At 67.7% G+C, this 26,003-nt stretch carries 27 protein-coding genes; 6 read left to right on the forward strand and 21 right to left on the reverse strand.

Going from position 1 to position 26,003, the window contains the following annotated elements:
- Window positions 1-55 precede the first annotated feature (55 nt).
- From ACWEKR_RS14170 to ACWEKR_RS14180, 3 genes are all read right to left on the reverse strand, one after another.
- Window positions 56-760 carry an LLM class flavin-dependent oxidoreductase gene (locus ACWEKR_RS14170; protein WP_452354812.1) on the reverse strand — a complete coding sequence of 235 codons (705 nt, stop codon included), beginning with the start codon at window positions 758-760 and terminating at the stop codon, window positions 56-58.
- Between the two features lie 200 nt (window positions 761-960).
- A complete protein-coding gene (locus ACWEKR_RS14175; protein ID WP_452354813.1) occupies window positions 961-1,506 on the reverse strand; it encodes a hypothetical protein in 546 nt (181 codons plus the stop codon).
- 219 nt (window positions 1,507-1,725) lie between these two features.
- On the reverse strand, window positions 1,726-3,120 hold the full coding sequence (locus ACWEKR_RS14180) for an APC family permease (protein ID WP_452354814.1): 1,395 nt from the start codon (window positions 3,118-3,120) through the stop codon (window positions 1,726-1,728).
- Between the two features lie 327 nt (window positions 3,121-3,447).
- Here ACWEKR_RS14180 and ACWEKR_RS14185 point away from each other — a divergent pair, with 327 nt between their 5' ends.
- Together ACWEKR_RS14185 and ACWEKR_RS14190 are read left to right on the forward strand one after the other, a co-directional pair.
- A complete protein-coding gene (locus tag ACWEKR_RS14185) occupies window positions 3,448-4,140 on the forward strand; it encodes a PAS and ANTAR domain-containing protein (protein ID WP_452354916.1) in 693 nt (230 codons plus the stop codon).
- 108 nt (window positions 4,141-4,248) lie between these two features.
- Window positions 4,249-4,398, forward strand: a complete 150-nt coding sequence (locus ACWEKR_RS14190) for a hypothetical protein (protein ID WP_195083386.1) — start codon at window positions 4,249-4,251, stop codon at window positions 4,396-4,398.
- A 282-nt stretch (window positions 4,399-4,680) separates the two neighbouring features.
- Here the strand turns inward: ACWEKR_RS14190 and ACWEKR_RS14195 are convergent, their stop codons facing one another.
- The 12 genes from ACWEKR_RS14195 to ACWEKR_RS14250 form a co-directional block, all read right to left on the reverse strand.
- Window positions 4,681-5,589, reverse strand: a complete 909-nt coding sequence (locus ACWEKR_RS14195) for an oxygenase MpaB family protein (RefSeq protein WP_452354815.1) — start codon at window positions 5,587-5,589, stop codon at window positions 4,681-4,683.
- Between the two features lie 377 nt (window positions 5,590-5,966).
- Window positions 5,967-6,680, reverse strand: a complete 714-nt coding sequence (locus ACWEKR_RS14200; RefSeq protein WP_452354816.1) for a hypothetical protein — start codon at window positions 6,678-6,680, stop codon at window positions 5,967-5,969.
- A 9-nt stretch (window positions 6,681-6,689) separates the two neighbouring features.
- The gene (locus ACWEKR_RS14205; RefSeq protein WP_452354817.1) at window positions 6,690-7,868 is read right to left on the reverse strand and encodes an MCE family protein; all 1,179 of its coding nucleotides are present in this window, start codon (window positions 7,866-7,868) and stop codon (window positions 6,690-6,692) included.
- Complete coding sequence (locus tag ACWEKR_RS14210) at window positions 7,865-8,998, reverse strand: MCE family protein (RefSeq protein ID WP_452354818.1); 1,134 nt, start codon at window positions 8,996-8,998, stop codon at window positions 7,865-7,867. Before ACWEKR_RS14210 ends, ACWEKR_RS14205 begins: the two co-directional genes overlap by 4 nt.
- Complete coding sequence (locus ACWEKR_RS14215) at window positions 8,995-10,095, reverse strand: MCE family protein (RefSeq protein WP_452354819.1); 1,101 nt, start codon at window positions 10,093-10,095, stop codon at window positions 8,995-8,997. Before ACWEKR_RS14215 ends, ACWEKR_RS14210 begins: the two co-directional genes overlap by 4 nt.
- Window positions 10,095-11,114, reverse strand: coding sequence for an MlaD family protein (locus tag ACWEKR_RS14220; RefSeq protein ID WP_452354820.1), 1,020 nt, complete (start codon window positions 11,112-11,114; stop codon window positions 10,095-10,097). Before ACWEKR_RS14220 ends, ACWEKR_RS14215 begins: the two co-directional genes overlap by 1 nt.
- Window positions 11,105-12,127, reverse strand: a complete 1,023-nt coding sequence (locus ACWEKR_RS14225; protein WP_452354821.1) for an MlaD family protein — start codon at window positions 12,125-12,127, stop codon at window positions 11,105-11,107. The genes ACWEKR_RS14220 and ACWEKR_RS14225 overlap by 10 nt, the downstream gene beginning before the upstream one ends.
- Window positions 12,124-13,575 carry an MlaD family protein gene (locus ACWEKR_RS14230; RefSeq protein ID WP_452354822.1) on the reverse strand — a complete coding sequence of 484 codons (1,452 nt, stop codon included), beginning with the start codon at window positions 13,573-13,575 and terminating at the stop codon, window positions 12,124-12,126. Before ACWEKR_RS14230 ends, ACWEKR_RS14225 begins: the two co-directional genes overlap by 4 nt.
- An 8-nt stretch (window positions 13,576-13,583) precedes the next feature.
- The gene (locus ACWEKR_RS14235) at window positions 13,584-14,447 is read right to left on the reverse strand and encodes an ABC transporter permease (RefSeq protein WP_452354823.1); all 864 of its coding nucleotides are present in this window, start codon (window positions 14,445-14,447) and stop codon (window positions 13,584-13,586) included.
- A 2-nt stretch (window positions 14,448-14,449) separates the two neighbouring features.
- On the reverse strand, window positions 14,450-15,259 hold the full coding sequence (locus tag ACWEKR_RS14240) for an MlaE family ABC transporter permease (RefSeq protein WP_452354917.1): 810 nt from the start codon (window positions 15,257-15,259) through the stop codon (window positions 14,450-14,452).
- 359 nt (window positions 15,260-15,618) lie between these two features.
- A complete protein-coding gene (locus ACWEKR_RS14245; protein ID WP_452354824.1) occupies window positions 15,619-15,819 on the reverse strand; it encodes a hypothetical protein in 201 nt (66 codons plus the stop codon).
- Window positions 15,807-16,031: a hypothetical protein gene (locus tag ACWEKR_RS14250; RefSeq protein WP_452354825.1), complete on the reverse strand. Its 225-nt coding sequence runs from the start codon at window positions 16,029-16,031 to the stop codon at window positions 15,807-15,809. Before ACWEKR_RS14250 ends, ACWEKR_RS14245 begins: the two co-directional genes overlap by 13 nt.
- Window positions 16,032-16,609: 578 nt before the next feature.
- Here ACWEKR_RS14250 and ACWEKR_RS14255 point away from each other — a divergent pair.
- The gene (locus ACWEKR_RS14255) at window positions 16,610-17,788 is read left to right on the forward strand and encodes a DUF3089 domain-containing protein (protein WP_452354826.1); all 1,179 of its coding nucleotides are present in this window, start codon (window positions 16,610-16,612) and stop codon (window positions 17,786-17,788) included.
- 47 nt (window positions 17,789-17,835) lie between these two features.
- Here ACWEKR_RS14255 and ACWEKR_RS14260 read toward each other — a convergent pair whose 3' ends face one another.
- On the reverse strand, window positions 17,836-18,408 hold the full coding sequence (locus ACWEKR_RS14260; RefSeq protein WP_452354827.1) for a DinB family protein: 573 nt from the start codon (window positions 18,406-18,408) through the stop codon (window positions 17,836-17,838).
- Window positions 18,409-18,469: 61 nt separating this feature from the next.
- Here ACWEKR_RS14260 and ACWEKR_RS14265 point away from each other — a divergent pair, with 61 nt between their 5' ends.
- Window positions 18,470-19,471, forward strand: a complete 1,002-nt coding sequence (locus tag ACWEKR_RS14265; RefSeq protein ID WP_452354828.1) for a helix-turn-helix transcriptional regulator — start codon at window positions 18,470-18,472, stop codon at window positions 19,469-19,471.
- 5 nt (window positions 19,472-19,476) lie between these two features.
- On the opposite strand, the gene ACWEKR_RS14270 is transcribed toward ACWEKR_RS14265, so the two are convergent.
- The 3 genes from ACWEKR_RS14270 to ACWEKR_RS14280 all read right to left on the reverse strand — a co-directional run bounded on the left by ACWEKR_RS14270 (window position 19,477) and on the right by ACWEKR_RS14280 (window position 22,415).
- On the reverse strand, window positions 19,477-20,445 hold the full coding sequence (locus ACWEKR_RS14270; protein ID WP_452354829.1) for a hypothetical protein: 969 nt from the start codon (window positions 20,443-20,445) through the stop codon (window positions 19,477-19,479).
- 2 nt (window positions 20,446-20,447) lie between these two features.
- On the reverse strand, window positions 20,448-21,497 hold the full coding sequence (locus ACWEKR_RS14275) for a 3-oxoacyl-ACP synthase III family protein (protein WP_452354830.1): 1,050 nt from the start codon (window positions 21,495-21,497) through the stop codon (window positions 20,448-20,450).
- Between the two features lie 81 nt (window positions 21,498-21,578).
- Window positions 21,579-22,415, reverse strand: a complete 837-nt coding sequence (locus ACWEKR_RS14280; RefSeq protein WP_452354831.1) for an SDR family oxidoreductase — start codon at window positions 22,413-22,415, stop codon at window positions 21,579-21,581.
- 410 nt (window positions 22,416-22,825) lie between these two features.
- Between ACWEKR_RS14280 and ACWEKR_RS14285 the strand changes: the two genes are divergently transcribed.
- Complete coding sequence (locus ACWEKR_RS14285) at window positions 22,826-23,164, forward strand: STAS domain-containing protein (RefSeq protein WP_063017971.1); 339 nt, start codon at window positions 22,826-22,828, stop codon at window positions 23,162-23,164.
- A 49-nt stretch (window positions 23,165-23,213) separates the two neighbouring features.
- Here the strand turns inward: ACWEKR_RS14285 and ACWEKR_RS14290 are convergent, their stop codons facing one another.
- Entirely contained in the window at window positions 23,214-24,251 is a 1,038-nt protein-coding gene (locus ACWEKR_RS14290) for an LLM class F420-dependent oxidoreductase (RefSeq protein WP_195083403.1), read from the reverse strand.
- A 150-nt stretch (window positions 24,252-24,401) separates the two neighbouring features.
- On the opposite strand from ACWEKR_RS14290, the gene ACWEKR_RS14295 reads away from it, so the two are divergent.
- The gene (locus tag ACWEKR_RS14295; protein ID WP_452354832.1) at window positions 24,402-25,061 is read left to right on the forward strand and encodes a cyclodeaminase/cyclohydrolase family protein; all 660 of its coding nucleotides are present in this window, start codon (window positions 24,402-24,404) and stop codon (window positions 25,059-25,061) included.
- Window positions 25,062-25,092: 31 nt separating this feature from the next.
- Here the strand turns inward: ACWEKR_RS14295 and ACWEKR_RS14300 are convergent, their stop codons facing one another.
- Complete coding sequence (locus ACWEKR_RS14300) at window positions 25,093-25,995, reverse strand: NADP-dependent oxidoreductase (protein WP_452354833.1); 903 nt, start codon at window positions 25,993-25,995, stop codon at window positions 25,093-25,095.
- Window positions 25,996-26,003: the final 8 nt, after the last annotated feature.

The following is a 26,003-nucleotide window of genomic DNA, read 5'->3' on the forward strand; positions in this document are numbered from 1 at the left end:
TCACTACTCTTTCGCGCACCCTGCGCCGAACGAGTGACCGGGTGATCCGGTGTCGCTACCGTCGCGGGCGAACCTTGCCGCCGCGCACCCCGGTCGGCGCGGTTGCGTCCCGGCGCTCGTGCAACGCGTCCACCAAGTCGGCGACATCCGCCATATCCGGCGGGTAGCCAGGGAAATAGCAGCACACCTCCTCGATGCCGACGCCGAAGCGGGTGGCGATCTGTGTCGCGCACTCTTCCGGAGTCCCGACCACTCCGATCATGCGGACCATCTCGTCGGTGACCAACGCCCGCATCTCGGCGAAGCCGCCCGCCTTCAACGCGTTGAGCCGGGAGTGCACCTGCGCCCATCCCTCGACCTCGGGAACCGGACGATACGCGGGGGTCGACCCGTAGAACGCGATCAGGGCGCCCACCCCACCGATCGCGGCAGACAGCGCTTCCTCGGTGCGTCCGAGTGCGACCATGACCTGAGCGATCACCGGGAAATCGTCCGCGGTCCGGCCGGAACGGCGCAGACCGTCGGTGAGCGCGGGCAGCGTGCGCTCGGTGAAGTGGCGAGCGCTGTCGAACGGCATCACCAGCAGCCCATCGGCGACCTCGGCGGCCTTGCGGGTCATCACCGGTCCGAGCGCGCGCCCATCGGCACCGGCGGTGGCCCGAACGGGTTCGGGCCGGGATCGAAAGTGGGCGGCATCAGGGTGTGTGTGAAGTACTCCGTCGGCCCCTCGGTGCGTCACGCCTTCCGCGACACGACCCATCGTATGGACAGCACTCCGTGCACTTGTCCAGTACGACCGGATTCCGCTCGTGCGTCCCGCGAATTCGCTGCACGGTCCGGCACTTCGGATGATTACGGCCCCCGGGTCGGCCGCACCTGCCCCGAAGTACTGGTTCGCCCCTCGGCAGCCGGGCCGGGGCCGAGGGCGAGCCGTGACGCGACGTTGATCGGAGCGCGAACTCACAGGCCGAGAACCCGGTTTTCGTGGACCGTGACCACGACCACGATGTCGCCATAGGGAGCCGCACCCATGGCCAATCGGTGGGTCAGCCGCGCCAAGCCGACCCGTTTGCCATATTTGACCTGCATACCGGTTCGCACCTGGTCGAACAGCGCCCCGGTCCGCAGCAATTCGGCGGTGCCTTGATGCTGTCGCGACCCGAGGGCCGGCTCGCCCCGCCAGTCCGCGGCTTGCACGATGACCCGGCGGTCGCCCTCCAGATGCCGAGCTTCGCTCGAATGTGACGAGATCCGGAAGGCCAGACGCCCGTGACCGACCGGCAACACCAGGTGCGGCACGGTGTTCCAGTATCCGCCGGCCTGCGGCTGCGGATATGTCACCAGAACTGTGCCGGCGTCCCACCACAGCATCCCCGGGTGCCATTCGCTGGGACGGTCCGGTACGGCGAGACCGCGGTGCGCCGCCGCGCGTGTACTGTCGTGCAGCGGGGTGTGACCGTGGACTCCGCCACCGAGCGGCGAAACACCGTGCGCGGGGTATGTCATTGCGTGGAACCTCCAGGCCAGTTGCTACTTCAGGGATTACCGATTCGATCTCCGTACTGCGATCGGCGCTGCGGCGCCGCGGATCCGGCAGCTGGGTGCACACCCGGATGCCGTTTTCTCGGGAGGAAATCTAACTAAGTTGTCATAGATTTTGTGTACCACCGGGCTCATACCGGTGCAAGGACATGGTCGTGTCGCCGCGCAATGGAGAGCGAATCGTCACGCTCCGCGCCCGGCCGGGGAGGCGCGGCGACCGTCCGGCTGCGCAAGGCGTGCGCGCACCGCGTTCGCGGCCGCGAACAGCACGCCGAAGCCGATCAGGATCGAACCGCGCAACCACACCTCCGCGTCGATCCGGGTGAACAGGAACAGGCAGGAGACCAGACCCAGCCACGGCGCCACGACGGGCACGCGGAAATGTTCCCCTTCGTGCGGCTCCCGCCGCAGGATCAACACCGACACGTTGACCGCCGCGAAGACGACCAGCAACAACAGCACCAACGTCTCGGCCAGTGCGGCCACCTCACCGGTCAGTGCGAGCAGCAACGACACGACCGTTGTCACCACGATCGCCACCCACGGCGTCCGGCGGCCCGGCAAGACCCGGCTCAGCACCCGCGGCAGCAGTCCCTCGCGAGCCATGCCGTAGGCCAACCGCGAGGACATGATCCCGGTCAGCAGGGCTCCGTTCGCCACGGCGACCAAGGCGACCACCGCGAACAACTCGTCCGGAACGCCTCCGGCCGAGCGCACTACTTCCAGGAGCGGACCGCTCGAGTTCGCCAGCCGCTCGGTGGGCACCACCGCACCGGCCACCGACCCGATGAGCAGATACACGCCACCGGCGGTGAGCAGCGCCGCGAAGAGCGCGCGCGGATAGGACCTGCGCGGCTCGGTGACTTCCTCCGCCAGATTCACCGAGGTCTCGAACCCGACGAAGGAGTAGAAGGCCAAGACGGCGCCCGCGAGGGTCGCGCCGACAACGCCGTGCTCCGCCGTCCCCACCTCGGTGAGCCGGCCCGGGTCGGCGTCTCCCCGGAAGATCACCCACGCTCCGAGCCCGATCACGACGACGAGCCCGCCGACTTCGACCAGTGTCGCGGCCACGTTGGCGCGCAGCGACTCCTTGATCCCGTAGACGTTGAGCAATGCCAGCGTGGTGAGGAACACCACGACAACGACCGCGGTCGGCAACGTCACCAAGGCGCGTAGGTAGTCCGCGGCGAAAGCCCTGCTCAGCGCCGCTACCGACACGACACCGGCGGCGAGCATGCAGAAACCGACGAGCGATCCGGCCGCGGGCCCGAGCGCACGGCTCGCGTAGTGGGCCGAGCCGCCTGTCTTGGGGTACTTGGTCGCCAACTCGGCATAGGAGCCTGCGGTGAGGCAGGCGAGACCGAGCGCCACCAGCAGCGGCAACCAGACCGCGCCGCCCGACTCCCCCGCGATGGAGCCGACCAGCACATAGATGCCCGCGCCCAGGATGTCACCGAGGATGAAGAAATACAGCAGGGGCGTGCTCACGGCCCGTCGCAGAGAATCCACCACGAAGCGGCGGATACCCGCGTGATCGGCGCCGAAGCTGTCGGCGACCGCACCCCCGGTTGCGATCATCCTCACGTCGGTGCCGGGGCGATCGCCCGCACGGCACCGTGAGAGAAGTAACGGCCGAGTCCGACGGTGAAGACGAGAATCCCGTAGACCGAGCGCTCCACCGAAGCGGTGAACAGCGACCGGGGCCGCAGATACCGGGATGCGAAGATCCAGGCGCACACCGTCGGCGACGACCGAAAACCAACTGCCGAAGACGATGTGCGCGAAGCCGAAGGGGCCCGCTGGGTAGCCTCGGGGCGACGCCGCGGACACCGCTCCCCGCCGCGATGTTCGCAGCGGGAGTGCGGGAGCGGCTCGGTGAGGCGGTTCACGGCCACCGGTGCGGTGATGGCGCATACCGGCCCGGCGGCGGGGAATGCAGAGGCCGTGAACGACAACGCGCCATCGGGACCGGCGCCCACGGTCCCACTCTCGAAGCGGACCGGACGTTTCCAGTTCTGGTTCGCCGATCAACGCTGGGAATGGTCGCACGAGGTCGCGGCCGTGCATGGTTACGCGCCGGGCGAGGTGACGCCGACGACGGAGTTGCTGTTGGCGCACAAACATCCCGACGATCGAGCCGAGGTCGCCGACACCCTGGCCACGACGGTGCGGACCGGGCTGCCTTTCAGCGGCCGCCATCGCATCATCGATACCGAAGGGGTGGTGCACCACGTGCTGGTGGTGAGCGACCAGATGCGTGATTCCACCGGGGCGGTGGTCGGCACGGCGGGCTTCTATATCGATGTCACCGATACCGTCGATGAGGAGCGCCAGGAAACCATCGATGAGACGCTGCCGGAAATGGTCGCTGCGCGTGAGGTGATCGAGCAGGCGAAGGGCGCTTTGATGCTGGTGTACGGAATCTCGGCCGATCAAGCTTTTCGTGTGCTGATTTGGCGCTCGCAAGAAACGAACACGAAATTGCGTGTCTTGGCCGAGGAATTGGTGGCGGCACTGACCGATTTCGGCGGCGCCGGAGTGCACACGCGCACCCGCTTCGACCACGTACTGCTCACCTTGCACGAACGTCGCCGTTGACCGGCCACGCCGGTCTGTTATCCCGCGACCACGGTGACCGCGACGAAGCGGACGACGTGTGAAGTGGACCGCGGCGGGTAGATCGAAGCCACAAGAAAGGGGTTTGCCATGGCACGCGAGAAAGACAGGGACGAGAAGACCGACGAGCCCAAGGGAGGCAGGCCGGGCCCGACCGATCAAGACCGCCACGGCGGAATGGCGACCCGGGAGATAGCTCCCGAACTGACCACCGACGAGGCGCAGGAACCACCGGACTGATTCGTTCGGCCACTCCTCCGGCACGGGAACGGGCGGTCATACCAGACACGATGACGGCGGCTCGACAGCGTTGGGGCCATCACCCGCGCACGCCCGGAGCACCCGAAGACCACAGGAACCAACCGAGCCCCGAACCGGTCTGCATCGGTTCGGGGCTCGCTCGGGGGTATTCGTGCCTGTCCACCGATCGCTCGGTAGCTTGACAAGACGAATGTACCGGGTGGCGCGCGAAATCGCCAAATCCCAGTCCCGCAGTGGCCGAACGGTATAGCGAGCAACTGCTCAGATCAGGTTTTTCTGCTTCCGGATGCGCCGTCGCAGGTCGACCATCAGCGCGTGCGATCCGCCATGACGAACGAAGCGCGGAATGAAGCGGTTGACGAAGGAGACGAACACGAAAAGATGCTCGAAACGCCGCTGGTCGGCGGCGGTCCACTCGACCCGGAGTTGTTCCCGGAAGATCGGGGCCAGGAATCCGATGGTGAGGAATCGCAGCAGGTTCCGGAAAGGCAGCCGCAGGTACCAGTGGATCATACGAAGCTCGAGCAAGGCTTCGAGGTAGCCTCGGACGTAGTCGTCCAGCACGACCTGCCCGCAGGCGGCGTTCCAATATTCGTCGAATTCGGCTCGGGTGGCGGGCCACATGTCCTCGGTGACCTGCAGGGTGGTGCCCAGTGTGGACGAGGAGGTGTAGAACGCCTCGGCCTGCGCGTCGTTCATTCTTCCGTGCAGCAGCTGATAGGTGTCTTCGAATCCGATGTACAGGCAGGCGGCGACCCACAATTGGAGATTGCGGTCGAAGGCGTTGTACTTGACCGGGGCGCCCGGGGCCGAATGCACCTGCCGGTGCGCCACATTCACCGCCTCGCGATATGCCTTGCGCTCATCGTCGGTGCCGAGGATGGCGACCGCGAGATATTGCGTGGTGGTACGCGCGCGTTTCCACGGATGCTTCATCAGCGAGCCCGATTCCACCTTGCTTTCGGCCACACCGTAACCGACGCCGGGCCGGGCCATCTGCATGACCACGTTCGCCGCGGCGCCGGCGAACGACCAGAAATCCAGCGCGTCGGTCAGTTCGATCGGCCGCTTGGTGAACGGCCGATGCGTGACGCTGATACCGATGCGGGTGCGATCCTTGGTCAGCGGCACTTCGTGGCCGGGCTCGGGTTGATGAGCGACTGCGGTCATCGGGATGTCCTTCCATCTGCGTGCACACGTCGAACGACGGGGCGAATCAGCCGGGTCGACGCCAGCCGGACGCCGCCTTCTCCGGAGTCTCCCGCGTTCGATGACCGGGTGGACCACCTCGGATTTATGTTAATGCCTATTCTAGTCAAATTGCCGAGTTGGGCAAGGCATTTTCATGACTTTACACCGCATAAGGCTTGATATCGACCGTAAGATGTTGTTTACAATTCTTTCTAGTTGGCGTTGGTGGCGGCCTGCCCCGCAGAGCATCCGGCGACACGACGAACGATCAGTCCGATCCACGCCCCGGAAGTAGAAGACGCGAGGCGGGCAGCGCGGTCACGCCATGCCGAACGCCGGGCGAACCGCATACGCGCTCAGGGCTGCGCGGGCAACGTCAACGGTGAGTTCACCTTGTTCACCAGCCACCGGTCCCCGACCTTCTCCAAGCGCATCACCATCGACAGCTGCCCCGGCGCGGGCTTGCCCTTGGTGCCGAGACTGGTGATGGTCTGGCCGATGACCACGATCGCTTCGGCGGAGTGCTCGTCACCGGCGCGGATCGCGCATTGCACGTCGCGCGCGGCCGAGGTGACCTGCCCCTCCCCGAGCACGGCACGCAGCTCGGTGCTGGTGGACTCGAACTGTTTCTTCCAGTCGCCGGTGGCGCCGTCACCGACAGCGGCGAAGTACGCGTCGAGGTTCTTCGAGTCGTAGTTCGCCAGAATGGGCGCGTAGCGGCAGGCCGCGGTGCGTGCATCCTCGTGGGCCGCCAGCAGATCCTCGCTGTTGGCGTTCTGCGCATACCAGTAACCGGCCGACGCCACCGATACGCCCACAAGGACCGCTGCCGCCGAGCGCAGCACGATCGGCGCGGGGCGTCCGATCGGCAGGCGGCGCAGCCTTTCAGACCAGCCGGGGATTCTCACGGCTTCGGAGCCGGCGGTCACGCCGGGATCCGCACCGCCGTCCCCGTCCCCGTCCACGGGCGCCGGGGCGCCGGAGCCGGCTTGCACCGGGACGGTCTGCTCTTCCGGTCGTGTTGCGGACGAGTCGGTTTCAGCGGCCGGATCGACGTCTTCACTCTTCATCGGAATCTCCTAGTTGCCGGGGACCGGGCGAGACAGCTCATCGCCACCGACGCCCGGAGGTCGGGTGGACCCGTTGTCCGGGATGTCGGGGCGCGGCGCATTCGCCGAACCGCGCACCTGCAGAGCTGGATCGTTGGTGACGCAGTAGTTGTAGAGCCGGACCCGGGTGTCGGTCATCTTGTCCGTAGGCACCAGCGGGATGGTGTCGTATTCACAGGTGGGCCGCGGCCAGATGTCGACCAGTGTGTGGAAGGCGTCGTCGTGGGCGGGTATCCCCAGCGCCTGCGACCCGACCCGCAATGCCGGGAACAGCGCCGCGATCGCCGGTGCGCGCAGCTTGGCGGCCTTGGTGATGGCGACGAAGTTCGTGACCAGGTTGGTCAGCGGGTCTTCGGTGCGGGACACGAAGCCGCCGAGGGTGCGGAGCTGGACCCGCCCTTCGTCCAGGAGATGACGGAGTTCCCGGTCCGCCGCGGTCAGCTGCTCGAACAACACCCCGCCGGTGCGGGTGAGTGTCGCGAGGTCCGGCTGTGCGTGCGATGTCGTCTCCGCGATCACTCCGAGGTTCTCGATCAGTTGCCGTGTCTGGGGAAGCAAGTCACTCAGCCCGGCCATGGCGCGGCTGATGCCCGACACCATGTTCCGCAGCTGGTCCGGGCCGCCGGCCAGGGCCTTGTCGAGTTCGTCGACGATGACGTTCAACCGGTCCGGGTTCAGGCCCCCGATGAAGCCGCTGAGGTTGGTCAGCACCGACTGCACCGTGACCGGGACGGTGGTCTGGGACCGTTCCACCAGCGCCCCGTCGGTGAGGTAGGGACCGGTGTCGGAATTCGGACGGAAGTCGAGATATTGCTCGCCCGCTGCCGACAACCGGCCCACGGCGACCGTCCCGCCCACCGGGATCTTCGCCGACGAGTCGATCTCGGCGACGGCCGCGACGCCGCTGCCCGCCACCTTCACTTCGCGGACCTTGCCCACCCGGGTACCCCGGAATGTGACGTCGTTGCCCGCCGACAGTCCGCCCGAGGACTGGAGCTCCACCGTCACCGAGTAATTGGTGGGCAAGGGATTGATGCGCAGGACTTCGGCTCCGAGATAGGCCGCGCCGACGATCAGCACGACGACCAATCCGAAGTTCGCGACCACGATGCGGCGGCGCACCAGCCATTGCCACAGCGGAGGATTCACCGGTCCCCTCCTTGCTGCTGGGGTTGCTGCGGTTGCTGGGGCGGACTGGTGACCCGGCCGATCACCTTCTCGATGACCTGCGCCAAGCTGCCGACGAACGCGGGCACGTCACCGAGTTCGGGCGGCCTGCTGCCGCTGGGATCGGTCAAGGCGCCGACGCTGAGGTAGGACACCGTCGCCGCGACGGCCAGGGTGGGGCCGTCCAGGCTCGCCATCAGCCCGGGGTAAATGGTGTGCAGACCGTTCAACGTCCCGCCCAGGTCGTCGCCCATGCGGGTGAAGCCCGCCATCAACCGCTGGATGCTGTCGAACAGGCTGACCGCCTGCGGCCCGGTCGTCTCGGTGAAATCACCGAGTGCGGTCATCGTGGTCGCGACCTTGTCGAGCAGGTCGACGATGGACTGGTTGTTCTCGGCCAACAGCGCCAGCAGCGCCGGAAAGGTGTCCGCGGCGTCGCCGAGTTCGGCTTTGCGCCGGGCCAATTCGCCGGTCAGCACGTTGAGGCCGGTCAGCACGTTGTCGATGTCGCCGGTGCGCTGGTTGAGCGCGGCGATGACTTGGGTGAGCTCGCTGAGCAGGTGTGCCAGTTGCGGCGCGCGCCCGGCGAACATCGAATCGAGTTCGGAGGTGATCTTCGCGGCCTGATTGATGCCACCGCCGTTGATCAGCATCGAGACCGACATCATCAGCTGCTCGACGGACGCGGCGGCCGACGTGTGCTCGGTGTCGATGACGTCCCCCGCGCGCAGATTCACTGCGCCCGGTGCGGTCGCGGGCAAGGTCATCGCCACGAAGATGTCTCCCAGCGGCGTCGCCTGGCGCAGTTCCGCGGTGGTGCCCCGGGGCAACTGGATGTCTTCCCTGATCAGCATGTCCACTTCCGCGATGAAGTTGGTCGTGCTGATCGCGGTGACGACGCCGATATCGGTGCCGCCGATCTTCACGTGCGCGTGATCGGGCAGATTGAGCGCGTCACGGAAGGCCGCGCGGATGGTGTAGCCGGGGGCTCCGATGCCGGGTTTCGGCATCGGCAGATTCGCCACCGTCACACTGCAGCCGGTCGCGGTGCTCATCGCCGCGACCAGCGCGGCCGCCACCGTCGTGCGCCGAAGCGCTTTCGTGCCGGTCATTTCGTGATCCCCAGTAGTGCCGCGGTCAGACCGAAGTCGGGCCCGAAATCCTGCGGTTTCCCGGTGCGGCAACCATCGAGGCGCATCTGGATGCGTTCGCAGAACTGCGACACGACCTCGTTGTCGAGCAGGACCTTGTCGGTGAGCGCGTGCAGCCGCAGCGCTTGATGTTCCCGGCTGACGGCGTTGGACAGGTTCTCGAACAGCAGCGGCCCGACGTCGACGATCTCGGTGAGGCCGCGGGAGTTGGCCCGCATCTGTTCGGTGATGGTCGTGAATCGCTCCAGCGCGCCCGCGAGCTGATCGGAGTTCTCGCCGACCAGCGTGCCGGTATTGGTGACGAACTGGTCCAGCTGCTGCAGCACCGCTTGCAGGCCGGGCGCCTGGTCACCCATCAGTTGCACCAATTCGGTGAGGCGGCCGCTGAAATCGCGCACCGTCTGGTCGTTCTGGGCGATGATCTGGGTGATCTCGTTGAGTTCGATGATGGTGTTCGAGATCTGGTCCTTGTTGGCGAGAGTCACTTCGAAGGCCGAGGACAAGGCGTCCAATGTCGCGCGCAGCCGGTCGCCGTTGCCGTCCAGCAGCGGGAACAGCACGCGGCTGGCCATCGGCCCGTTCTGGTCGTCGCCTTTGAGCGCGGCTCCGAGCTGGTCGAAATTCTCCAGAATGCGGTCGAGTTCGACCGGTGTCCGCGTCCTGGACAGCGGAATGTGCATTCCGTCGGTGAGAACGGGCCCGTCGCCGCTGTAGGCGGGGGCGAGTTCGACATGGCGGTTGGTGATCAGCTGCGGCGACACCAGGGCGGCGACCGCATCGGCCGGGACCTTGGTCCCCTTCTCCAAGCTCATGGTGACCTGGACGTAACTGCCCTTGGCCGCCACGGTGTCGACCTGGCCGACCGGGACGCCCAGCACCGCCACCTCGTTGCCCGCGTAGAGCCCCGCGACGTTCTCGAAATCGGCGCTGATGCGAATGTGCTCGCCGAGGTACTGCCGCGGCAGCGCGGTCAGGCTGTCGGGCACGAGCGCGCAGCTCGCGGTGACCAGCGCGGCCACGATCAGGCCGCCGACCTGCGCGAATCGTCGTGTTCTCATCAGTTGCACCCCTGTACGGCTCGGGCGGAACACAGCCAGTTGTCCGGGATGAACCAGGGCGCCCACACGTCGCCGTACGGCCCGTTGCCGACGGCGTTGTTGAACTGCCGCAACGCGATCGGCATGCTCTCGTAGAGCCGGTCCAGATTGTCGCGATTCTTCTGCAAACCCTCCGACATGGTGTTCAGATCGTGGATCAACGGCGCGAGCCGACCGTTGTTCTCCACTCCCATCTCCTGTAGCAGTCGCGACAGGGCCGCGACGTTGTCGAGCAGCTGCTGCAGCAGATCCTGCCGCTGCCGCACCGCGTTGCCGATCGCTTCGCCGCGGGTCAGCAACAGCAGCACGCTGTTCTGATTGTCGGAGACGAGCCGGGATACCTGATCCATGCTCTTCAGCAGCGCGTCCACCTCGTCCCGGCGATCGGTGACCACTTCGGCGAGCGCGCCGATGCTGTCGAGCGCCTGGACCGCCAGCTGCGGGGAATCCCCCAGCTGCTGGTCGACCAGATCCAGCGCTTGGCGCAGTTTCTGCGGGTCGAGGCGTTCGATGCGTTCGAAGGAGTTCTTGTACTTCGGGTCCTGGATGACCTTGCTCAGGTTGTACGGCACCGAGGTGTTCTCCAGCCGGATGCGGTTGCCCGGCAGTCCCTTGCCGTCGCCGGGGGCGAGGTCGACGTGCAATCGGCCGAGGATCGTCGACATCTCGATCGCGGCACGCGCGTCCGCGCCCAAGCGAAGATCGCGCCGAACCTTCAGATCCACCAGGACTTTGGTGCCCTCGAGGCGCACGGAGTGCACCTCGCCGACTTCGATCCCGGAGACGTCCACCGTCGCGCCGGGACGGAGACCGGCCGCTTGGGCGAATTCGGCGTGAATCGTCTTGTCGCCCAGACGTGCCTGGGTCAGGACACTCGAACCGATCAGCAGAGCCGCCACCGAGGCGGCCGCGGTCATGCCGAGCCGCAGGTACCGATTCCGCAGGAAGCCCAGGGTCGGAAGGCGCCCGATCACCGGCACACCTCCGAGTGCGAATTGCCGCCCACCTGGGAGAACAATCCCGGCGGCAACACCACGCCCCACAACGACACGTCCAGGCTGCACAGGTACGCGTTTCCGTAGGCGCCGTTGCTGGTGAAGCGGGCGACGCCGTTGAGGACGGCGGGCAGTTCGACCGCGGCCCGATCCAGGGACGCGCCGTTGAGCAGCAGCAACGCGACGCCCGTGGTGGCGTCGTGCTGCGCCCCCGCCAGGCCCGGCTTGACCTGCATGATCAACCGGGTCAGCGAGTCGGTCGTGTCGGCCACCCGGTCGACCGAGTGCTTCAAGCTCTCTCCTTGCGAGTAGAGGGCCTCCACCAGCGCCCTGGCCTGCGTGATCAACGTTTCCAGCTCGCCGCTGCGGTGAGCCAGACCGCTGACCACCGAGCTGAGATTGCCCAGTACCTCCCCCAGGATCTCGTCGCGCTGCCCGAAGGTGCCCGCGAGCTCGGAGGCTTGCACGATGAGGCTGCGCAGGGACACCTGATTGCCCTGCAGCGCCTGGATCAACGTCTCCGACAGCGAATTGACCTGATCCGGCTGCAGCACGCTGAACAGCGGTTCGAATCCGGACAGCAACGCGGACACGTCGAACGACGGCTCGGTGCGCTCCAGGGGGATCTGCGAACCGGCTTCGACGACGGCGCCCGCCTCCTTGCCCGGCGCCAGGGCGATATAGCGCTGGCCGATCAGGTTCTGGTAGCGCACCAGCGCCTTCGTCGTCGTGGTGAGATGCTGGCGTTCGTCGATCCGGAAATCGACCCTGGCCCGGTAGCCGTCGGTGAAATCGATCTCGTCCACGCGTCCGACCCGCACGCCCGCCATCCGCACGTCGTCCCCGACCCGCAGGCCGAGCACATCGGAGAAGATCGCCGAATAGCGGTGGGTGTCCCCGTCGACCGACCGTTGCAGCGTGGACCAGATCGTGAAGGTGAGCGCGACCGCCACCACCGCGAAGAAGCTGAAGCCCGCCAGCGCCTTTCCCGATTTCATTCGCCCCGCCCTTCGTCGTGGGCGGACACGGTGACCGATCCGCCCGCCAGTACCGGACTCAACAGCAGGTACTGCGCCACGGTGGGTCTCGTTCCCACGATCGCCGCGACGGCATCGGATCCGCGCAGCGCGATCGGCTGGACCTCGGCGCCGGGGTTCTTCGGGCCGGGCTCCGCCGGCGCGACGGCGTCCGGCGTCGGCGCAAGGCCGGGGACGGCCGGCAGGCCCGGGATGAAGGGAAGACCCGGAATCGCCGGTAGCCCAGGAAGCACCAGGCCCATCGCACCGAGGGGTGTGGGCGCCGCCGGTACCGGCGGCGGTCCTGCCGCGTCGAGCCACTTCGGCATCAGTTGCGGCGGATAGTTCTGCTCCGGAGCCACCTCGGGCACCGTGGCGCCGCCGCACCTAGGGCCGTATTGATCGCCGTAGTGCGGGCAGTCCTTCGCCGTGTACTGCTGGAACGGCGTGAACGACACGTCCATCTTCCACACCATCTGTTCGGCCGGTCCGTAGCGGAACGTCGTGGCCAGCCGTTGCAGCGCCACGTTCAGGTTCGCGGCCGTGTAGGGGATGGCATCCGGGTCTTCGGCCAGACCACCGAACAGATCGTCCAGCCCGGCGACGAGGAACTTCCCCGCGTCCGGATTGCGGGCGAACAGGGCGTTGACCGTATCGACCGTGGCGTTCCCGGTGGCCAGCAGATCGATGAGTTTCGCTCGTCGTTCGGCCAGGGTGCGCGCCGTGGTCACCGACTCCGACAGCACCCCGACCAGCTCCGGCGCCGACTGGCTCAGCGCGATCGAGGCCCGCCCCAGATCGCCGAGCAGCGTGTCGACACCGGGTGTCCCCCGAATCTCCGTCAGCCAGACGTCCAGGCGCTCCACCGTCGAGCCGGGCGCGCGGGCAGCGGGATCCAGCGCCGCCGCCAGGGTGGCCAGCACCCGGCCCAATTTCTCGGGCTGGATGTTGTCGAGCACGTTGCGCAGGACGTTCAACGTGGTCTGCAACGCCACCGTCTCGCTGCCGGTGTCCTCCGGGATGGTCGCACCGGCGCGCAGGGTCGTCGCTTCCGGCCCGTTGTCGACGAGTTCGATCGCGGTGACGCCGAACAGATTGTTCGGGATCACCCGGGCGGTCACGTTCACCGGAATGGTCGAGGCCACCTCCGGTCTCAAGTCCACGTGCGCTTCCTGGCGGGCGCCGCGCGCCACCACGTCCACCGCGGCCACCCGGCCCACGACCATGCCGCGGAACTTGACGTCCGCCCGTCCGGGCAAGCCGTCGCCGGTGCCGGTGAGCACGACGGTCACCGGGACCTTGTCCTCGAAATAGCCGGTGTAGCGCAGCGCCAGCAGGTACAGCAGCACCGCGATCGTGGTCAGCACGGCAAGCCCGGCGAAGGTCGACTGCCTGGCGCTCGGTCCACGGCCACTGGGGTCAAGAATCATCGTCGGCCCTACCCCGAAATCCGGAATCCGGGATCGATGCCCCAGATGCTCAGGGTCAGAAAGAGATTCGCGAAGACCATCACGACGATCACCATCTTGATGGCACGCCCGGCCGCGACTCCGACGCCTTCCGGGCCACCGGTGGCGACATAGCCGTAGTAGCACTGGATGAACGTCGAGAGCATTACGAACACCACGACTTTGAGCAAAGAGAAGAAGACGTCCGTGCCGACCAGGAACTGGAAGAAGTAGTGGTCGTAGGTGCCCGCCGCCGTTCCGCCCAGGAACAGCACCGTGATCTCGGTGGTCAGATACGCGGTGGCGAGGCCGATGCTGTACAGCGGGATGATCGTCAGGGTCGAGACGATCATGCGCGTGCTGATCAGGTACGGAAGCGGGCGGATGGCGATGGACTCCAGCGCGTCGATCTCCTCGGAGATCCGCATCGCGCCCAGTTGCGCGGTGAACCGGCAACCCGCCTGGATCGCGAATGCCAAAGTCGCCAGGATCGGAGCGAGTTCCCTGGTGGTGGCGAATCCGGAGATCGCGCCGGTGAGCGGAGACATCGTGAGGAGGTTCAGCGCCGTGAACGACTCCATCCCGACGATGATGCCGCCGAACGCGCACAAGATGACGACGACGCCGATAGTGCCGCCGCCGACGATGAGCGAGCCGTTGCCCCAGCCGACGTCGGCCGTCAACCGCGCCACCTCACGGCGGTAATGCCGCAGCACGAACGGGATGGCGCCGAGAGCCTGGAAGAACGTGATGGCCTGATGCCCGAGGCGCTGGTTGGCGTGCACCGGCGCCAGCGCGGTTTTTCCGACACTGCGCAGCGGCTTCAGCGCCGGAGGTGTGTAGGTGCTCGCCATCTTCACACCACCTTCGCCGGGAACACGGTGTTGTACAGCTGGGTGAGGATGATGTTGGTGGCGAACAACATCAGCGCGGAACTGACCACCGCCGAGTTGACCGCGTTCGCCACACCGCCCGGGCCACCGTGCGCGTGCAAGCCGATGTCACAGGCGATCACCGCGGTGAGCACGCCGAAGATCGCGGCCTTGACCAAGGCGATGAGCAGGTCGTTCGCCACCGCGAAGGAGGCGAACGAGCTGATGAACGAGCCCGGCGTCCCGGATTGCGCGTACACGTTGAACATGTACGCGGTCGCGAATCCGACGAAGACGACGAAACCGCAGAGCAAGACGCTCACCAGCACCGCCGCCGCCAGCCGCGGCGCGACCAGGCGGCGCACCGGATCGACGCCCATCACCATCATCGCGTCGATCTCTTCCCGGATGGTCCGCGATCCCAGATCGGCGCAGATCGCCGACCCGACCGCACCGGCCACCATCAACGCCGACACCAAGGGCGCACCCTGGCGGATGATGCCCAATCCCGCCACCGCGCCGATGAATGTCGTCGCGCCCACTTGGTTCACCAGAGCGCCGACCTGAATGGAGACCACGACGGCGATCGGAATGGCCACGAACACGGTCGGCGCTGCCGACACGTTCGCCATGAACGCGCACTGCTTGATGAACTCCTGATAGGGAAAGCGCCCCCGCACCAGCGAGACGACGAGTTGGACGATCGCTTCGCGGCCCAAAGTGACCTGCCGGCCGAGGGTTTCCAGTGACCGCTGGGGGTGGCGCCGCCACAACCCCGAAGCGCCGGCGATCATCTTCTCGACTTCGCCCGGTTCCGGTGTCGGTTGCTTGTCGGCCGGCGTTCGCAGCGAGGCAGTCACTGGTGGCCGTTCCTTTCGATTTCTCGTCCGCCGCGCCGGCGGCCGCCCCTTCGATGGCGCGGAGCGTGTGCAGTGTTGCACACCTCACAGACGTCATACAAGAGACAAGTGATTGACAATTATTTCGCTTTAGCGAAGCGGCGAGCCTCGCCTCGACCTCAGCGATCCCTCCGTTTACCCGTGTTGAAGTGCTCATATGGGTCAATAGGCAGGTCGACACCGCTAGACAATCGAGCTCATGATGCAGACATGTAACTCACTATTCCGATCCTCATGAACCTGTTGCGAGACGGTCAGGCGAGAGCTTCCAGCCACCGTTGCAGCAACACCACGAGCGCGACGAGCCCCGCACACCCGGCCAGGAACAGACTCAGCACAGCCACCCACAACCCGGCACGAAGTACGGGATTCACGTTCATCTGCCCACCGAGGATCTTGACCACGATCACGAGAACGTCGATGAGCCACACCAGCGCCATCATCAGGTCATGCACACGTTCGAGAAGGTGAGCACCGGCCAGCACACGATCGATCCCAGGAACGAGATCACCAGATCGATGCCGTGCATGTCGCGCAGATGACCGGTGTGCGTGAGGGTCCAGACCACCCCGGCCAGCCCGTAGGGAACGCCGATGATGACGAGGGTGCCGAGGAACTCGGAGACCGTCATCTCATAACCGAGTATTCGGTCGAGTCTCTTGAGCATGCGTCGATGCATCCTTTCGCTTCGATCCACGCGCCGCGTATCGATCGGCACCCGCGCCGGGCAGGCGCCCAGCCGCACGGGTCTGCCGAGGGAATCCGAGCGATATGTTAGTCACTATTCTCCCAAGAATGGAAGACTTCTCGGCGAACACATCCTGAACCACGCAATATGAGCAGGAGATCGACTCATCGCGTCGAGGTATTCACCGTGTCATGTTGACGGCTATTCTCACGTAGATCTCATGGCAACCGGTCACCCGACTATCCCCGTCTTCCCGCCCTCGCCGACCGCACCCGGAGCTGGTTCGCGAACCGTCACAACCGTTGCGAGACCGATCCGGCCGCCAACCCCGCTATGGCTCGATTGGCAGCGCAGTCCTTGCCCGGCGCTTCCTCTCCGGCGTGGGACCGCCTCGCCCGACTCGTGCAGGGCTGACTTGCGCCGTTCGCCGCGGGATGTGCCGCAGACCCACGATCGAGGTCCCGGTCCGTGCGGTGGCCGCTAGGCTGACGCCAGCCCAGGCGAGCGTTTCCGGTTCGGCGCCGGTGGCCGGGTGCGGAAGCAGTGAGGTATGCGCGATGCGGAAAAGTCGGTGGGCAAGGACGATTGCGGCCGTCGTGTGCGGAATCGGGCTGTCGGCGGGCTCGTCGGTGAGCGCGGCGGCGGACCCGCTCGACGACGTCGGCGTCGTCTGGTTGTGCCGACCGGATCGACCCGATGATCCGTGCCGAGTGAGCTCGGCGACGACAGTGCGGCGGGCCGGGCAACCCGATGCGCGCGAAGACCCCGCTGTCCCCACGGATTCCGGCGTGGACTGCTTCTATGTCTACCCGACGGCGTCCTTGGAGCCGACGCCCAACTCCGGCACCGCGGTGACGCCGGAAGTGCGGGCCGTCGCCGAACAGCAGGCCGCCCGATTCTCGCAAGTGTGTCAGGTCTTCGCGCCGGTGTATCGGCAGCGGACCCTGACCGCGTTGGCGGCCGAGCGGATGTACACCCCCGAGCAGCGCGCGGAGATGGCGCGAATCGCCTACGGGGACGTGCTGCGGGCGTGGCGTCAGTTCCTCGCGGAGCGCGAGAGCGGAAGGCCGGTCGTGCTGATCGGGCATTCGCAGGGTGCGCGCATGCTGCGCCAATTGATCCGGGAGGAGATCGAACCGCAGCAGGCGGTGCGCGACCGGATCCTGTCGGCGATCCTGCTCGGCGGCAATGTGGTGGTGCCCAGAGACGGCGACGTCGGCGGCGACTTCCGGTATCTGCCGCTGTGCCGCAGCCGGCTGCAGACGCGATGCGTGCTCGCGTGGCAGACTTTCGGCGCGACCCCGCCGCCGGACAGCCGATTCGGCCGCAACCCGGCGACCCCCGAACCGCTGCCGCGGCCGTACGGTCCGGACTACAAGATCGCCTGCACCAACCCTGCTTCGCTGGACCGCAACGAAGCGCGCGTCGCGGCGACCGTACTTCGTACGGGCCCCGTGCCCAGTCCGCTGGGCGTCGAAGTGGCGCTGCGCCGAGGACCGTCCGCCGTCGCCGCCCCGACCCCATGGCTGATTCCCGCCGAGCGGTACCGGCTCCAGTGCGTGCGCGACGGGGGTGTGACGGCACTGATGGCGACGCCGGAACCGGGCAGCCCGCAGCTGTATCCCGTCCCGGATGCCACGTGGGGCCTGCACTTGACCGACGTGGAGATCGCACTGGGCGATCTCGTGCGCATCGTGGCATCCCAGAGCAGCGTCCATCGGGCAGCGCACCGCTGAACCGAGCGATACCCCTGCGATCCGAGCAGCCCGGAATGCGGGTGGGTCTACCGCGGGCCCCTGGTGTGCAGGTAGAGATCGCGCAGCAGGCAGACCTCGGACAGGTGGTGGATCAGCTCACGGTGGATGTGCAGCACCAGATCGGCCATCGGCGCCTCGGGGAAGGGCTCCTTCGGTCCGATCGGGACACGGAGTCCGTCCTCGCCGAGCCCCCGCACTCCGGCCAGCCAGGCGTCGAGCTGCCCCTCCAGCTGTTCCAGCGCGGTGGCCGCGTCACCGGCGTATTCCCAGGTCTCGTACGACGCGACGGGCCCGCCGAAGTGGGCCGCGTTGCGCGCGGCCAGCACGCCGACGATGACGTGACCGAGCCGCCAGGCGATCGTGGTGAACGGCGCGGGCACCGGCGTCGGGAAGGCGTAATCGATCGTGAATTTCCCCGACCCGGCCTGCATCTGCGCCGTCGAGCTGCCGCGCGGCCGCACGCTCCATGTGTCCGGCACGGGCTCCCAGAAGTACTCGTCGTCGGTGAGGCCGCGCAGCCGGTCCCGCAGCTGACGGTTCCAGTGCGCCTCCCACTGCTCGCGCAGCGTCCTGTTCCAGTCGAGCTGGTCTGTGTCCATGCCGTCACCCTGACATACCGAGCGGACAGAATCGGTCCGCTATTTCTGGCAGGCTGACGACATGGGCGCAGCGGGCGGCGAGGAGCGGGGCACCACCGAACGGGTGCTGACCCTGCTCGGGCTGCTCCAGCAACGCCAGGTCTGGACCGGTCCCGAACTCGCCGAACGGCTCGGCGTCACCGCGCGTACGGTACGCCGTGATGTCGAGCGCCTGCGCGCTCTCGGTTATCCCGTGCACGCCTGTCAAGGCGTCGGCGGCGGCTACCACCTCGGCCCCGGGCAGGACCTGCCGCCCCTGCTGCTCGACGACGAGGAGGCGATCGTCACCGCGGTCTCGCTGCTGGTGGGCGCGGGTGGTGCGGTCGCGGGCGCAGGCGACGCCGCACTCCGGGCGCTGGCCAAACTGGACCGGGTACTGCCCATCCGCTTGCGGCACGAAGTGCACGCCCTCTCCGGCTCGGTGGAGTCCTTCGGCGCGGGACGAACCCCGGTCGATCCCGATGTCCTCATGACGCTGGCCAGAGCCTGCCGCGACGAGGTCGAGGCCGGCTTCGGCTACCCCGCGGGGAGCACGGTGCGACCGCGGCGAGTCGAGCCCTACCGTCTGGTCGCCTCCGACCGGCGCTGGTATCTGCTGGCCTTCGATCTCGATCGCGACGATTGGCGCAGCTTCCGCGTCGACCGGATGACCGACGTGTCGGCCAGGACGTGGCGCTTCCGCCCACGCACGGCGCCCGAGGCGGCGGCGTACGTGCAGGAGGGTGTGGCGAGCCGGGTCTATCCGAACCGGGCCCGCTTCCTGGTGCACGCTTCCGCCGACACGGTGCGCGCGCAGATCCCCGCCTCGGCCGCCGTCGTACGACCGCGAGGCGGTGACCGATGCGAGGTCCTCAGCGGCGCCGCCGACAGCCTCGACTTCGTACTCATGCACATGGCGCTGCTGGGGCACGACTTCGAGATACTCGAACCTCCCGAACTCGGGCCGCGCAGTCGCGCGCTGGCACGGCGACTGCTGTCGGCCGGTGCGACGATCGCACCGTCACCGGACCTCGAGAAGTCGTGAACTCTTCATCGCCGGACGAGCGCATCCGGCTCGCCGCCGGAACTCGCCGGTGTCCCGGTACACGCGGCCGGTAAGTCCGTGCGCGGCACCGGCCGCGAGCTGTAGGCGACGCATGCCGCCGATGCCTCGTCCACGGCCGCGAAGACCATGGTGGTATCGGGATCGAAGCCGCTGTCCAGTGCGTGCAGATAGGCATGCACCGGAGCCGCGGTGTACGGGTCTCCGACGGAGGCGTCGAAACCCACGACCGACCGCGTCGGCAAGGCCAGCGCGCCCGCCAATCGGGCGCGGAATCCGGCGGCCGGATCCGGCGCCAGCAGCAGCGCCTCCCCTGCGGCGAAGCGACCGCCGTCGAGCCCTTCCTCGGCCAGACACGCACGCACAACCGCGGCCGCCGCATCCACTCGGTCCCCCGCGCCGGTGCGGACGCACATGGCGTTGCGGCCGCCGGCCCCCGCTTCGTCCAGCGCGACCCAGGCGATCGGATCGGCCGAGCCGGTGGTGTCGCGGGTGTGCAGCCGCCCGAATCCTGCTGCGGTGGGCGAAGTTCCGAGCAACAGGGCGGCGCCGCTGGCGCTGTAGGGAAAGTCGGCGACGTCACGCTCGGTCGACGGGTGGGCGTCGCCCGCGACGAGCAATGCGTACTTCACCATGCCGGTGGCGAGAAAGGCGTCGGCGGTCGCGATGGCGTGCAGCAGACCGGAGGCGCCGTGCATCAGGTCGAAGGACAGGACCGGGGTACGCCCGGGCGCATAGGACAGCCCGAGACCGATCCGCTTCTGCAGGAGCGCGGCCACCGCAGGCTCGGAGATATTGCTGTCCCGGAAGACGCCCGCGTTGATCAGCATCCCGATCTCGTCGAGGCCGACCTCCGCGCGCTCGACGCAGGTCCGCGCTGCCCGCGCGGCCAGTTCGAGGTAGCTGCCGGTGTCGAGATCGCGGTTCGTCGCGGCCGCGACGATCGTCGTCGCCATGCTCATGCCTCCAAACGCGAGACGGTGGCGGCCAGATACCCCGAGACGATGCCCGATGCCGCCGGGATCATGAGGATCTTCGATCCGCGCGGGATCTTCTGTTGGGCGAGGTGCTCGTGCAGGACCAGGAAGTGGGAGGTCGAGGCGGTGTTGCCGTAGTCGCGCAGGACGTTGAGCGCTTGTGGCATCGGCGTGCCGAAATGCCGTTCGGTCAGGTCCGAGATGTACTCGATGGCGGGCGCGCTGAACTGGTGGTGGATCCAGTAGTCGTATTTCTCGCTCTCCCAGGTCCGTCCGGTCTCGGCGAGGAAGTCGGCCATGCGGTTGATGCCCTGCCGGTAGCGGGCTTCGTTCTGCATCGCCCGGTTGTCGGTGTACATCGCGATCCCGCCGGTACGGTCGCTGGGCATGCCGAGGCAGTGCTCGGCCCCGTCGGCCGCGGTCATCAGCTCGACGTAGTGCAGTTCGTCGTTGTCGTCGCCACGGTCATCGAGCACGACCGCGACCGCCGCGTCCCCCACCGTCAGCGCCGCGAACTGCGGGTCGTAGGGCTCGCTGATCTCGCGCAGCGCTGTCTCGGCGATCGGCGTGATCTGCTCGCCGCTGACCACCATGCCGTTGCGCACGGCACCGGCCTTGATCATGCGGTCGAGCACCATCACGCCGGTGATCATCCCGGCGCAGGCGTTGGAGACGTCGAAGTGCCTGGCCGCCTTCGTGCCGATCGCGTTACCCAGCATGAGCGCGAAAGACGGTGCGTAACAGAAGATTCCTGCGCCGCGGGTGCGCGTGATGGAGGCCGATATGACGACGTCCAGCTCGTCGGCCCGGTAGCCGGAATGCCGCAGGCAGTCCTCGATCGCGCGCAACGCCAGCTCGAACGACGATTCGTACCGGTCCGGATTCGAGTCGTACACCCGCCGATTCTCGATGCCGGTGATGCGCTGCAGATCGAGTGATCTCGGCACCGCCAGCGCGGCGATCAGATCTTCGGTGGAGCGGGCGGTCGTCGGCGTGTACGCGCCGATCGACTCGAAACGAGTACGAAGCATGGTCCCCTGCTTTCCGCTTCAGTCGGCGACGATGGTCGTGTGGTGCGCCGCGGCTACGCTGTCGCGGGTCCTGTGTGCGCCCTACCCGGTCAGCCCGACCAGACCGGCGCTGACCTCACACAGCTGCTGTCCGAGTGCGTCGTCCTGCGCCAGACGCGACGGGGTCTTGACGCGGTTCTTCTGGAAGTAGCAGCCGCTGACCTCGGCGACTTCGGGATCGGTGGCCAAGTACGTCAGCGCCCGGCCGCCGTCCGCGGCGGAGATCATGAACAGCCGCTTGGCGAGCGCTACGAAAGGTCGGCCGAACCACGGCATGGCATCCCAGATTCCGGTCGCCACGGCGCCCGGATGGAAGGCGTTGACCGTTACTCCGGTTCCTTCCAGACGCCGTGCCAGTGCCCGGGCGTAGAGGACATTCGCCAGTTTGGAGCGGCTGTAGGCCTTCTCTCCCGAATACCCCTGCCGGAACTGCACATCGGTGAGATCCATGGTGGCGCCGAACTGCATCACCGACGAGGTGAACACGATGCGCGACGGGGCGCTGCGCACCATCAGATCCGTCAGCAGTTCGGTGAGCAGGAATCCACCGAGGTGGTTGACCGCGAACGTGGCCTCGATGCCGTCCACGGTCTCCGTCCGGGTCTCGTGGTAACCGCCGGCGTTGTTGGCCAGCACGTCCAACCGGTCGTACCCGGCCAGCACCTCCTTCGCCAGCTGCCGGACCGAGGCCTGCGACGCGAAGTCGCACTCCAGGGTGTCCACCCCCGCCGCCCCCGCGCACCGCACCAGCTCCGCCGCCTCGGCGAGCTTCCGCGGATTGCGTCCGACCAGGACGAGCCGGTTGCCCTGCGCCGCCAGCTGCCGAGCCGATTCGAGACCGATACCCGATGTCGCCCCCGTGATCAGGATTGTCCGCACAGCCGAACACCCTGCCACAGAAGTTTCCTCGCAGATTGCTGACACGAGCCACCCGGACCGAGATTTCCCCTGTTCGAGCAGGCGTAACCCGAGCTACGGAGGGCGGGGATACCCAGCGAGGATCAGGAGCCGCTACCGCTCGAGCCTCGATCTGGCAATCTTCGGGCCACTCTCGCCGAGGCGCTCGTACCGCGGACGGCGCGACACCCGCACCGGCCGGCGAGGCGGGATCCGCCCCCACGTGAGCGGCGTCATCCGGTACACCGCGCGTGCCGCGACCTCCGCTCGGTTCACGTCCCGGAGGTATTGTTCGAGTCTGTGAACACTACGAGGTTGCGGATTCTTGGCTATTTGTGTGGGGTGGTGGGGTGACCAATACTTCCGGAGACGCGTATCCCCTCGCGGACACGATGACCACCACGGTCGCGGCGCACGACGGCGCGACTGTGCTGACGGTGGCCGGCGAGGTCGACCTGGCGACCGCCCCTGCGCTGGAGAACGCGATCGATGCCATCCTCAGCGGCAAACCCGCGGCGCTGATCATCGACCTCACCTCGGTGAGCTTCCTCGCCTCGGCGGGCATGGCGACGCTCGTGGCGGCCCACCAGCGCGCGGGCTCGACCACCGCGATCGCCGTCGTGGCCGAGGGCCCGGCGACCAGCAGGCAGCTGAAGATGACCAGCTTGGATCAGGTGTTCGCGCTGCATTCGACGCTGGACGCCGCGCTGGCGGCGCTCCGCCAGAGATGACCCGTGCCGCTGCCGCCGTCGCACCCGCCGACGGCGGCAGCGCCGTGTCTCACACCAGTTCGCGCAGCTGTTCGATCAGCTTGACGCGCTCGGCGGCGGTCGCCGCCATCGGCACCACGTTCAGCACCGTGACGCCCGCTTCGCGGAAGGCCGCGATCCGCTCCTTGACGTAGCCGGCCGGCCCGACCAGGGAGATGTCCCGGACGAGCTGGTCCGGCACCGCTTTGGTCGCGGCCTCCTTCTCGCCCGCCAGGTACAGCTCCTGGATGCGATCGGCCTCGGCGCCGTAGCCGTACTTCGTGGCCAGGGTGTGGTAGAAGTTCTTGCCTTTGGCGCCCATGCCGCCGATGTACAACGCCAGATGCGGCTTCACGAACTCCAGCAGCGGTTCGACGTTGTCCCCGATGGCCAGGGCCGGGCCCGCGTACACGTCCAAGTCGCCGAGGGCGGGGTCGCGCTTGGCGAGCCCGGCGGCGAGCGAGTCCGCCCACACGTCGTTCGCCTTCTCGGGCAGGAAGAAGATCGGCTGCCAGCCCTCCGCGATCTCGGCGGCCAGTTCCACGTTCTTCGGTCCGAGCGCGGCAAGCAAGACCGGGATCCGCTCGCGCACCGGGTGATTGATCAGCTTCAGCGGCTTGCCCAGGCCGGTGCCCTGCCCGGCGGGCAGTGGGATCTGGTAGTACTTGCCCTGGTACTCCAGGCGCTCGCGCCGCCAGACCTTCCGGCAGATCTCCACCAGTTCCCGGGTGCGGCCGATCGGCGCGTCGTAGGGCACGCCGTGGAAGCCCTCGATCACCTGCGGACCCGACGCGCCCAGCCCGAGCACGTAGCGTCCGTCGGAGACGAAGTCCAGGCCCGCCGCGGTCATGGCGGTCAGGCTCGGGGTGCGCGTGTAGAGCTGCAGGATGCCGGAGGCCAGCTGCAGGCGCGTGGTCTTGGCGGCCAGGTAGCCGAGCGCGCTCACCGCGTCGAACGAGTACGCCTCGGGCACGAACACGATGTCCAGGCCCGCCCGCTCGAGGTCGGCGACTTCGGTCGCCGCCTCTTTGAAGCCCCCCGAGTAGTTGATGCTCAATCCGATCCGCATGGCACTCAACATAACGGCGGGTACGTTCGGGGCGCGCACCGGCCACCTGGGGAACGCCCCGGCACGGCATGGTCGCGGCCAGGTGCCGGGCGCCACGGGGTAGCGTCTACTCGTAGTCCTCCTCGCCGATGAACGAAAGGCAACATCCTCGTGTCGCAGCCCAGCTCGTCGTCCACGGAAACTGCGCCGTCCTTCGGCGGGGCCGCCCTGGCGCAGTACCTGAGCGATCTGGCCGCCAAGATTCCCGCACCCGGCGGCGGTGCGGTGGCCGCGCTGCACGCCGCCCAGGCCGCCGCGCTCGTCGCGATGGTCGCGCGTTACACCACTCGCGCCAAGGATGCCGAGAACCGGCCGGTCGTCGATCGGATCATCGAGGCCGCAGACGCGGCCCGCGAGCGCGCTCTCGCGCTGGCCGACGCCGACGCCGCCGCGTTCACGGCCGTCGGCGCCGCCTACAAGCTGCCCAAGGACACTCCGGAGGAGCTCGCCGCCCGCACCGCGGCGATCAATGCCGCGCTGATCGAGGCCGCCCGCGTGCCCGCCGCCGTCGTCGACGAGGCGGACGAGGTGCTGTCGCTGGCCACGGAGCTGTTCCCGATCGGGAATCCGAACGTCGTCACCGACATCGGCGCGGCCGCCGACGCCTGCCGAGCCGCCGCGACCAGCTCGCAGCTCAACATCGAGATCAACGTGGCCTCGCTGCCCGCCGCCGAGGGTGGCCGGTTCGCCGCGGTGCTGCTGCGGATCGACGGTCTCACCGCGCGAGCGGACGCTCTGCACGCCGACGTCGTGCACGCCCTTCGGCGCTGACCACGCCTCACTCCGAGCGCGGACGGCGCGTTCAGGCGGGCGGCTCCCAGGCGACCAGCACGATCTTGCCGCGCACCCGCCCCGCTTCGCTGAGCTCGTGCGCCTTCGCCGCTTCCGGAAGCGGCAGGATCCGATCGATCGTCACGCGCAGCCGACCGCGTTCGACCATTGTGGTGATCTCGCGCAGTGACGCCCCGGACGGCTCGACGTAGAACCGCTCGTAACGGGGGTCTGCTTCCGCGTCCGAGCCCTGGGTGTCGATCAGCCGGCCGTCGGGACGCAACACCGCGAGCGAGCGGGAACCGTAGGCGCCGCCGACCAGGTCGAGCACGATATCCACGTCGCGGACCGCGGCGGCGAAATCCGTTGCGGTGTAGTCGATGACCTCGTCGGCCCCGAGCTCGCGCAGATACTCGTGGTTGACCGCGCGCGCAGTGCCGATCACGTACGCCCCGCGATGCCGGGCTATCTGTACCGCCAGATGTCCGACGCCGCCCGCGGCCGCGTGCACCAGCACCCGCTGCCCGGCGCCGAGCGCGGCCAGTGCCTGCCACGCGGTGAGCGCCGCCGTCGGCAGCGCGGCGGCGTGGACGAGGTCGACGTTCCTCGGCTTCGGCGCCAGCGTCTGCGCTGGCGCCACGACGTATTCCGCGTTCGCGCCGCCGAACACCATGCCGTACACCGGATCACCCACCGCGAAGCGGTCGGCGCCGGGCCCGAGTTCGGCTACGACGCCCGACACGTCGAGCCCGAGCGTCAGCGGTGGATCGCCCAACTGTCCGAGCAGCCCGGCGCGCACTTTCCAGTCGGCGGCGTTGACGCTGGTCGCGGCGACCCGGACCAGCACCTCCCCTGGACCGGGCCGTGGCCGATCCACCTCGACCACTTGGAGCACTTCCGGGCCACCGAACGCGTATTGCGTGATTGCGAGCATGCACCGAT

Source organism: Nocardia sp. NPDC004573 (genome assembly GCF_053602135.1).

Excerpts from the sequence above, each read along its gene's own strand:
- ACWEKR_RS14170 (WP_452354812.1), bottom strand. The coding sequence starts at position 760 with ATGGGTCGTGTCGCGGAAGGCGTGACGCACCGAGGGGCCGACGGAGTA.
- ACWEKR_RS14175 (WP_452354813.1), bottom strand. The coding sequence starts at position 1,506 with ATGACATACCCCGCGCACGGTGTTTCGCCGCTCGGTGGCGGAGTCCAC.
- ACWEKR_RS14180 (WP_452354814.1), bottom strand. The coding sequence starts at position 3,120 with ATGATCGCAACCGGGGGTGCGGTCGCCGACAGCTTCGGCGCCGATCAC.
- ACWEKR_RS14185 (WP_452354916.1), top strand. The coding sequence starts at position 3,448 with ATGGCGCATACCGGCCCGGCGGCGGGGAATGCAGAGGCCGTGAACGAC.
- ACWEKR_RS14190 (WP_195083386.1), top strand. The coding sequence starts at position 4,249 with ATGGCACGCGAGAAAGACAGGGACGAGAAGACCGACGAGCCCAAGGGA.
- ACWEKR_RS14195 (WP_452354815.1), bottom strand. The coding sequence starts at position 5,589 with ATGACCGCAGTCGCTCATCAACCCGAGCCCGGCCACGAAGTGCCGCTG.
- ACWEKR_RS14200 (WP_452354816.1), bottom strand. The coding sequence starts at position 6,680 with ATGAAGAGTGAAGACGTCGATCCGGCCGCTGAAACCGACTCGTCCGCA.
- ACWEKR_RS14210 (WP_452354818.1), bottom strand. The coding sequence starts at position 8,998 with ATGACCGGCACGAAAGCGCTTCGGCGCACGACGGTGGCGGCCGCGCTG.
- ACWEKR_RS14215 (WP_452354819.1), bottom strand. The coding sequence starts at position 10,095 with ATGAGAACACGACGATTCGCGCAGGTCGGCGGCCTGATCGTGGCCGCG.
- ACWEKR_RS14225 (WP_452354821.1), bottom strand. The coding sequence starts at position 12,127 with ATGAAATCGGGAAAGGCGCTGGCGGGCTTCAGCTTCTTCGCGGTGGTG.
- ACWEKR_RS14230 (WP_452354822.1), bottom strand. The coding sequence starts at position 13,575 with ATGATTCTTGACCCCAGTGGCCGTGGACCGAGCGCCAGGCAGTCGACC.
- ACWEKR_RS14235 (WP_452354823.1), bottom strand. The coding sequence starts at position 14,447 with ATGGCGAGCACCTACACACCTCCGGCGCTGAAGCCGCTGCGCAGTGTC.
- ACWEKR_RS14240 (WP_452354917.1), bottom strand. The coding sequence starts at position 15,259 with ATGATCGCCGGCGCTTCGGGGTTGTGGCGGCGCCACCCCCAGCGGTCA.
- ACWEKR_RS14250 (WP_452354825.1), bottom strand. The coding sequence starts at position 16,031 with ATGCTCAAGAGACTCGACCGAATACTCGGTTATGAGATGACGGTCTCC.
- ACWEKR_RS14255 (WP_452354826.1), top strand. The coding sequence starts at position 16,610 with ATGCGGAAAAGTCGGTGGGCAAGGACGATTGCGGCCGTCGTGTGCGGA.
- ACWEKR_RS14260 (WP_452354827.1), bottom strand. The coding sequence starts at position 18,408 with ATGGACACAGACCAGCTCGACTGGAACAGGACGCTGCGCGAGCAGTGG.
- ACWEKR_RS14265 (WP_452354828.1), top strand. The coding sequence starts at position 18,470 with ATGGGCGCAGCGGGCGGCGAGGAGCGGGGCACCACCGAACGGGTGCTG.
- ACWEKR_RS14270 (WP_452354829.1), bottom strand. The coding sequence starts at position 20,445 with ATGGCGACGACGATCGTCGCGGCCGCGACGAACCGCGATCTCGACACC.
- ACWEKR_RS14275 (WP_452354830.1), bottom strand. The coding sequence starts at position 21,497 with ATGCTTCGTACTCGTTTCGAGTCGATCGGCGCGTACACGCCGACGACC.
- ACWEKR_RS14285 (WP_063017971.1), top strand. The coding sequence starts at position 22,826 with ATGACCACCACGGTCGCGGCGCACGACGGCGCGACTGTGCTGACGGTG.
- ACWEKR_RS14290 (WP_195083403.1), bottom strand. The coding sequence starts at position 24,251 with ATGCGGATCGGATTGAGCATCAACTACTCGGGGGGCTTCAAAGAGGCG.
- ACWEKR_RS14300 (WP_452354833.1), bottom strand. The coding sequence starts at position 25,995 with ATGCTCGCAATCACGCAATACGCGTTCGGTGGCCCGGAAGTGCTCCAA.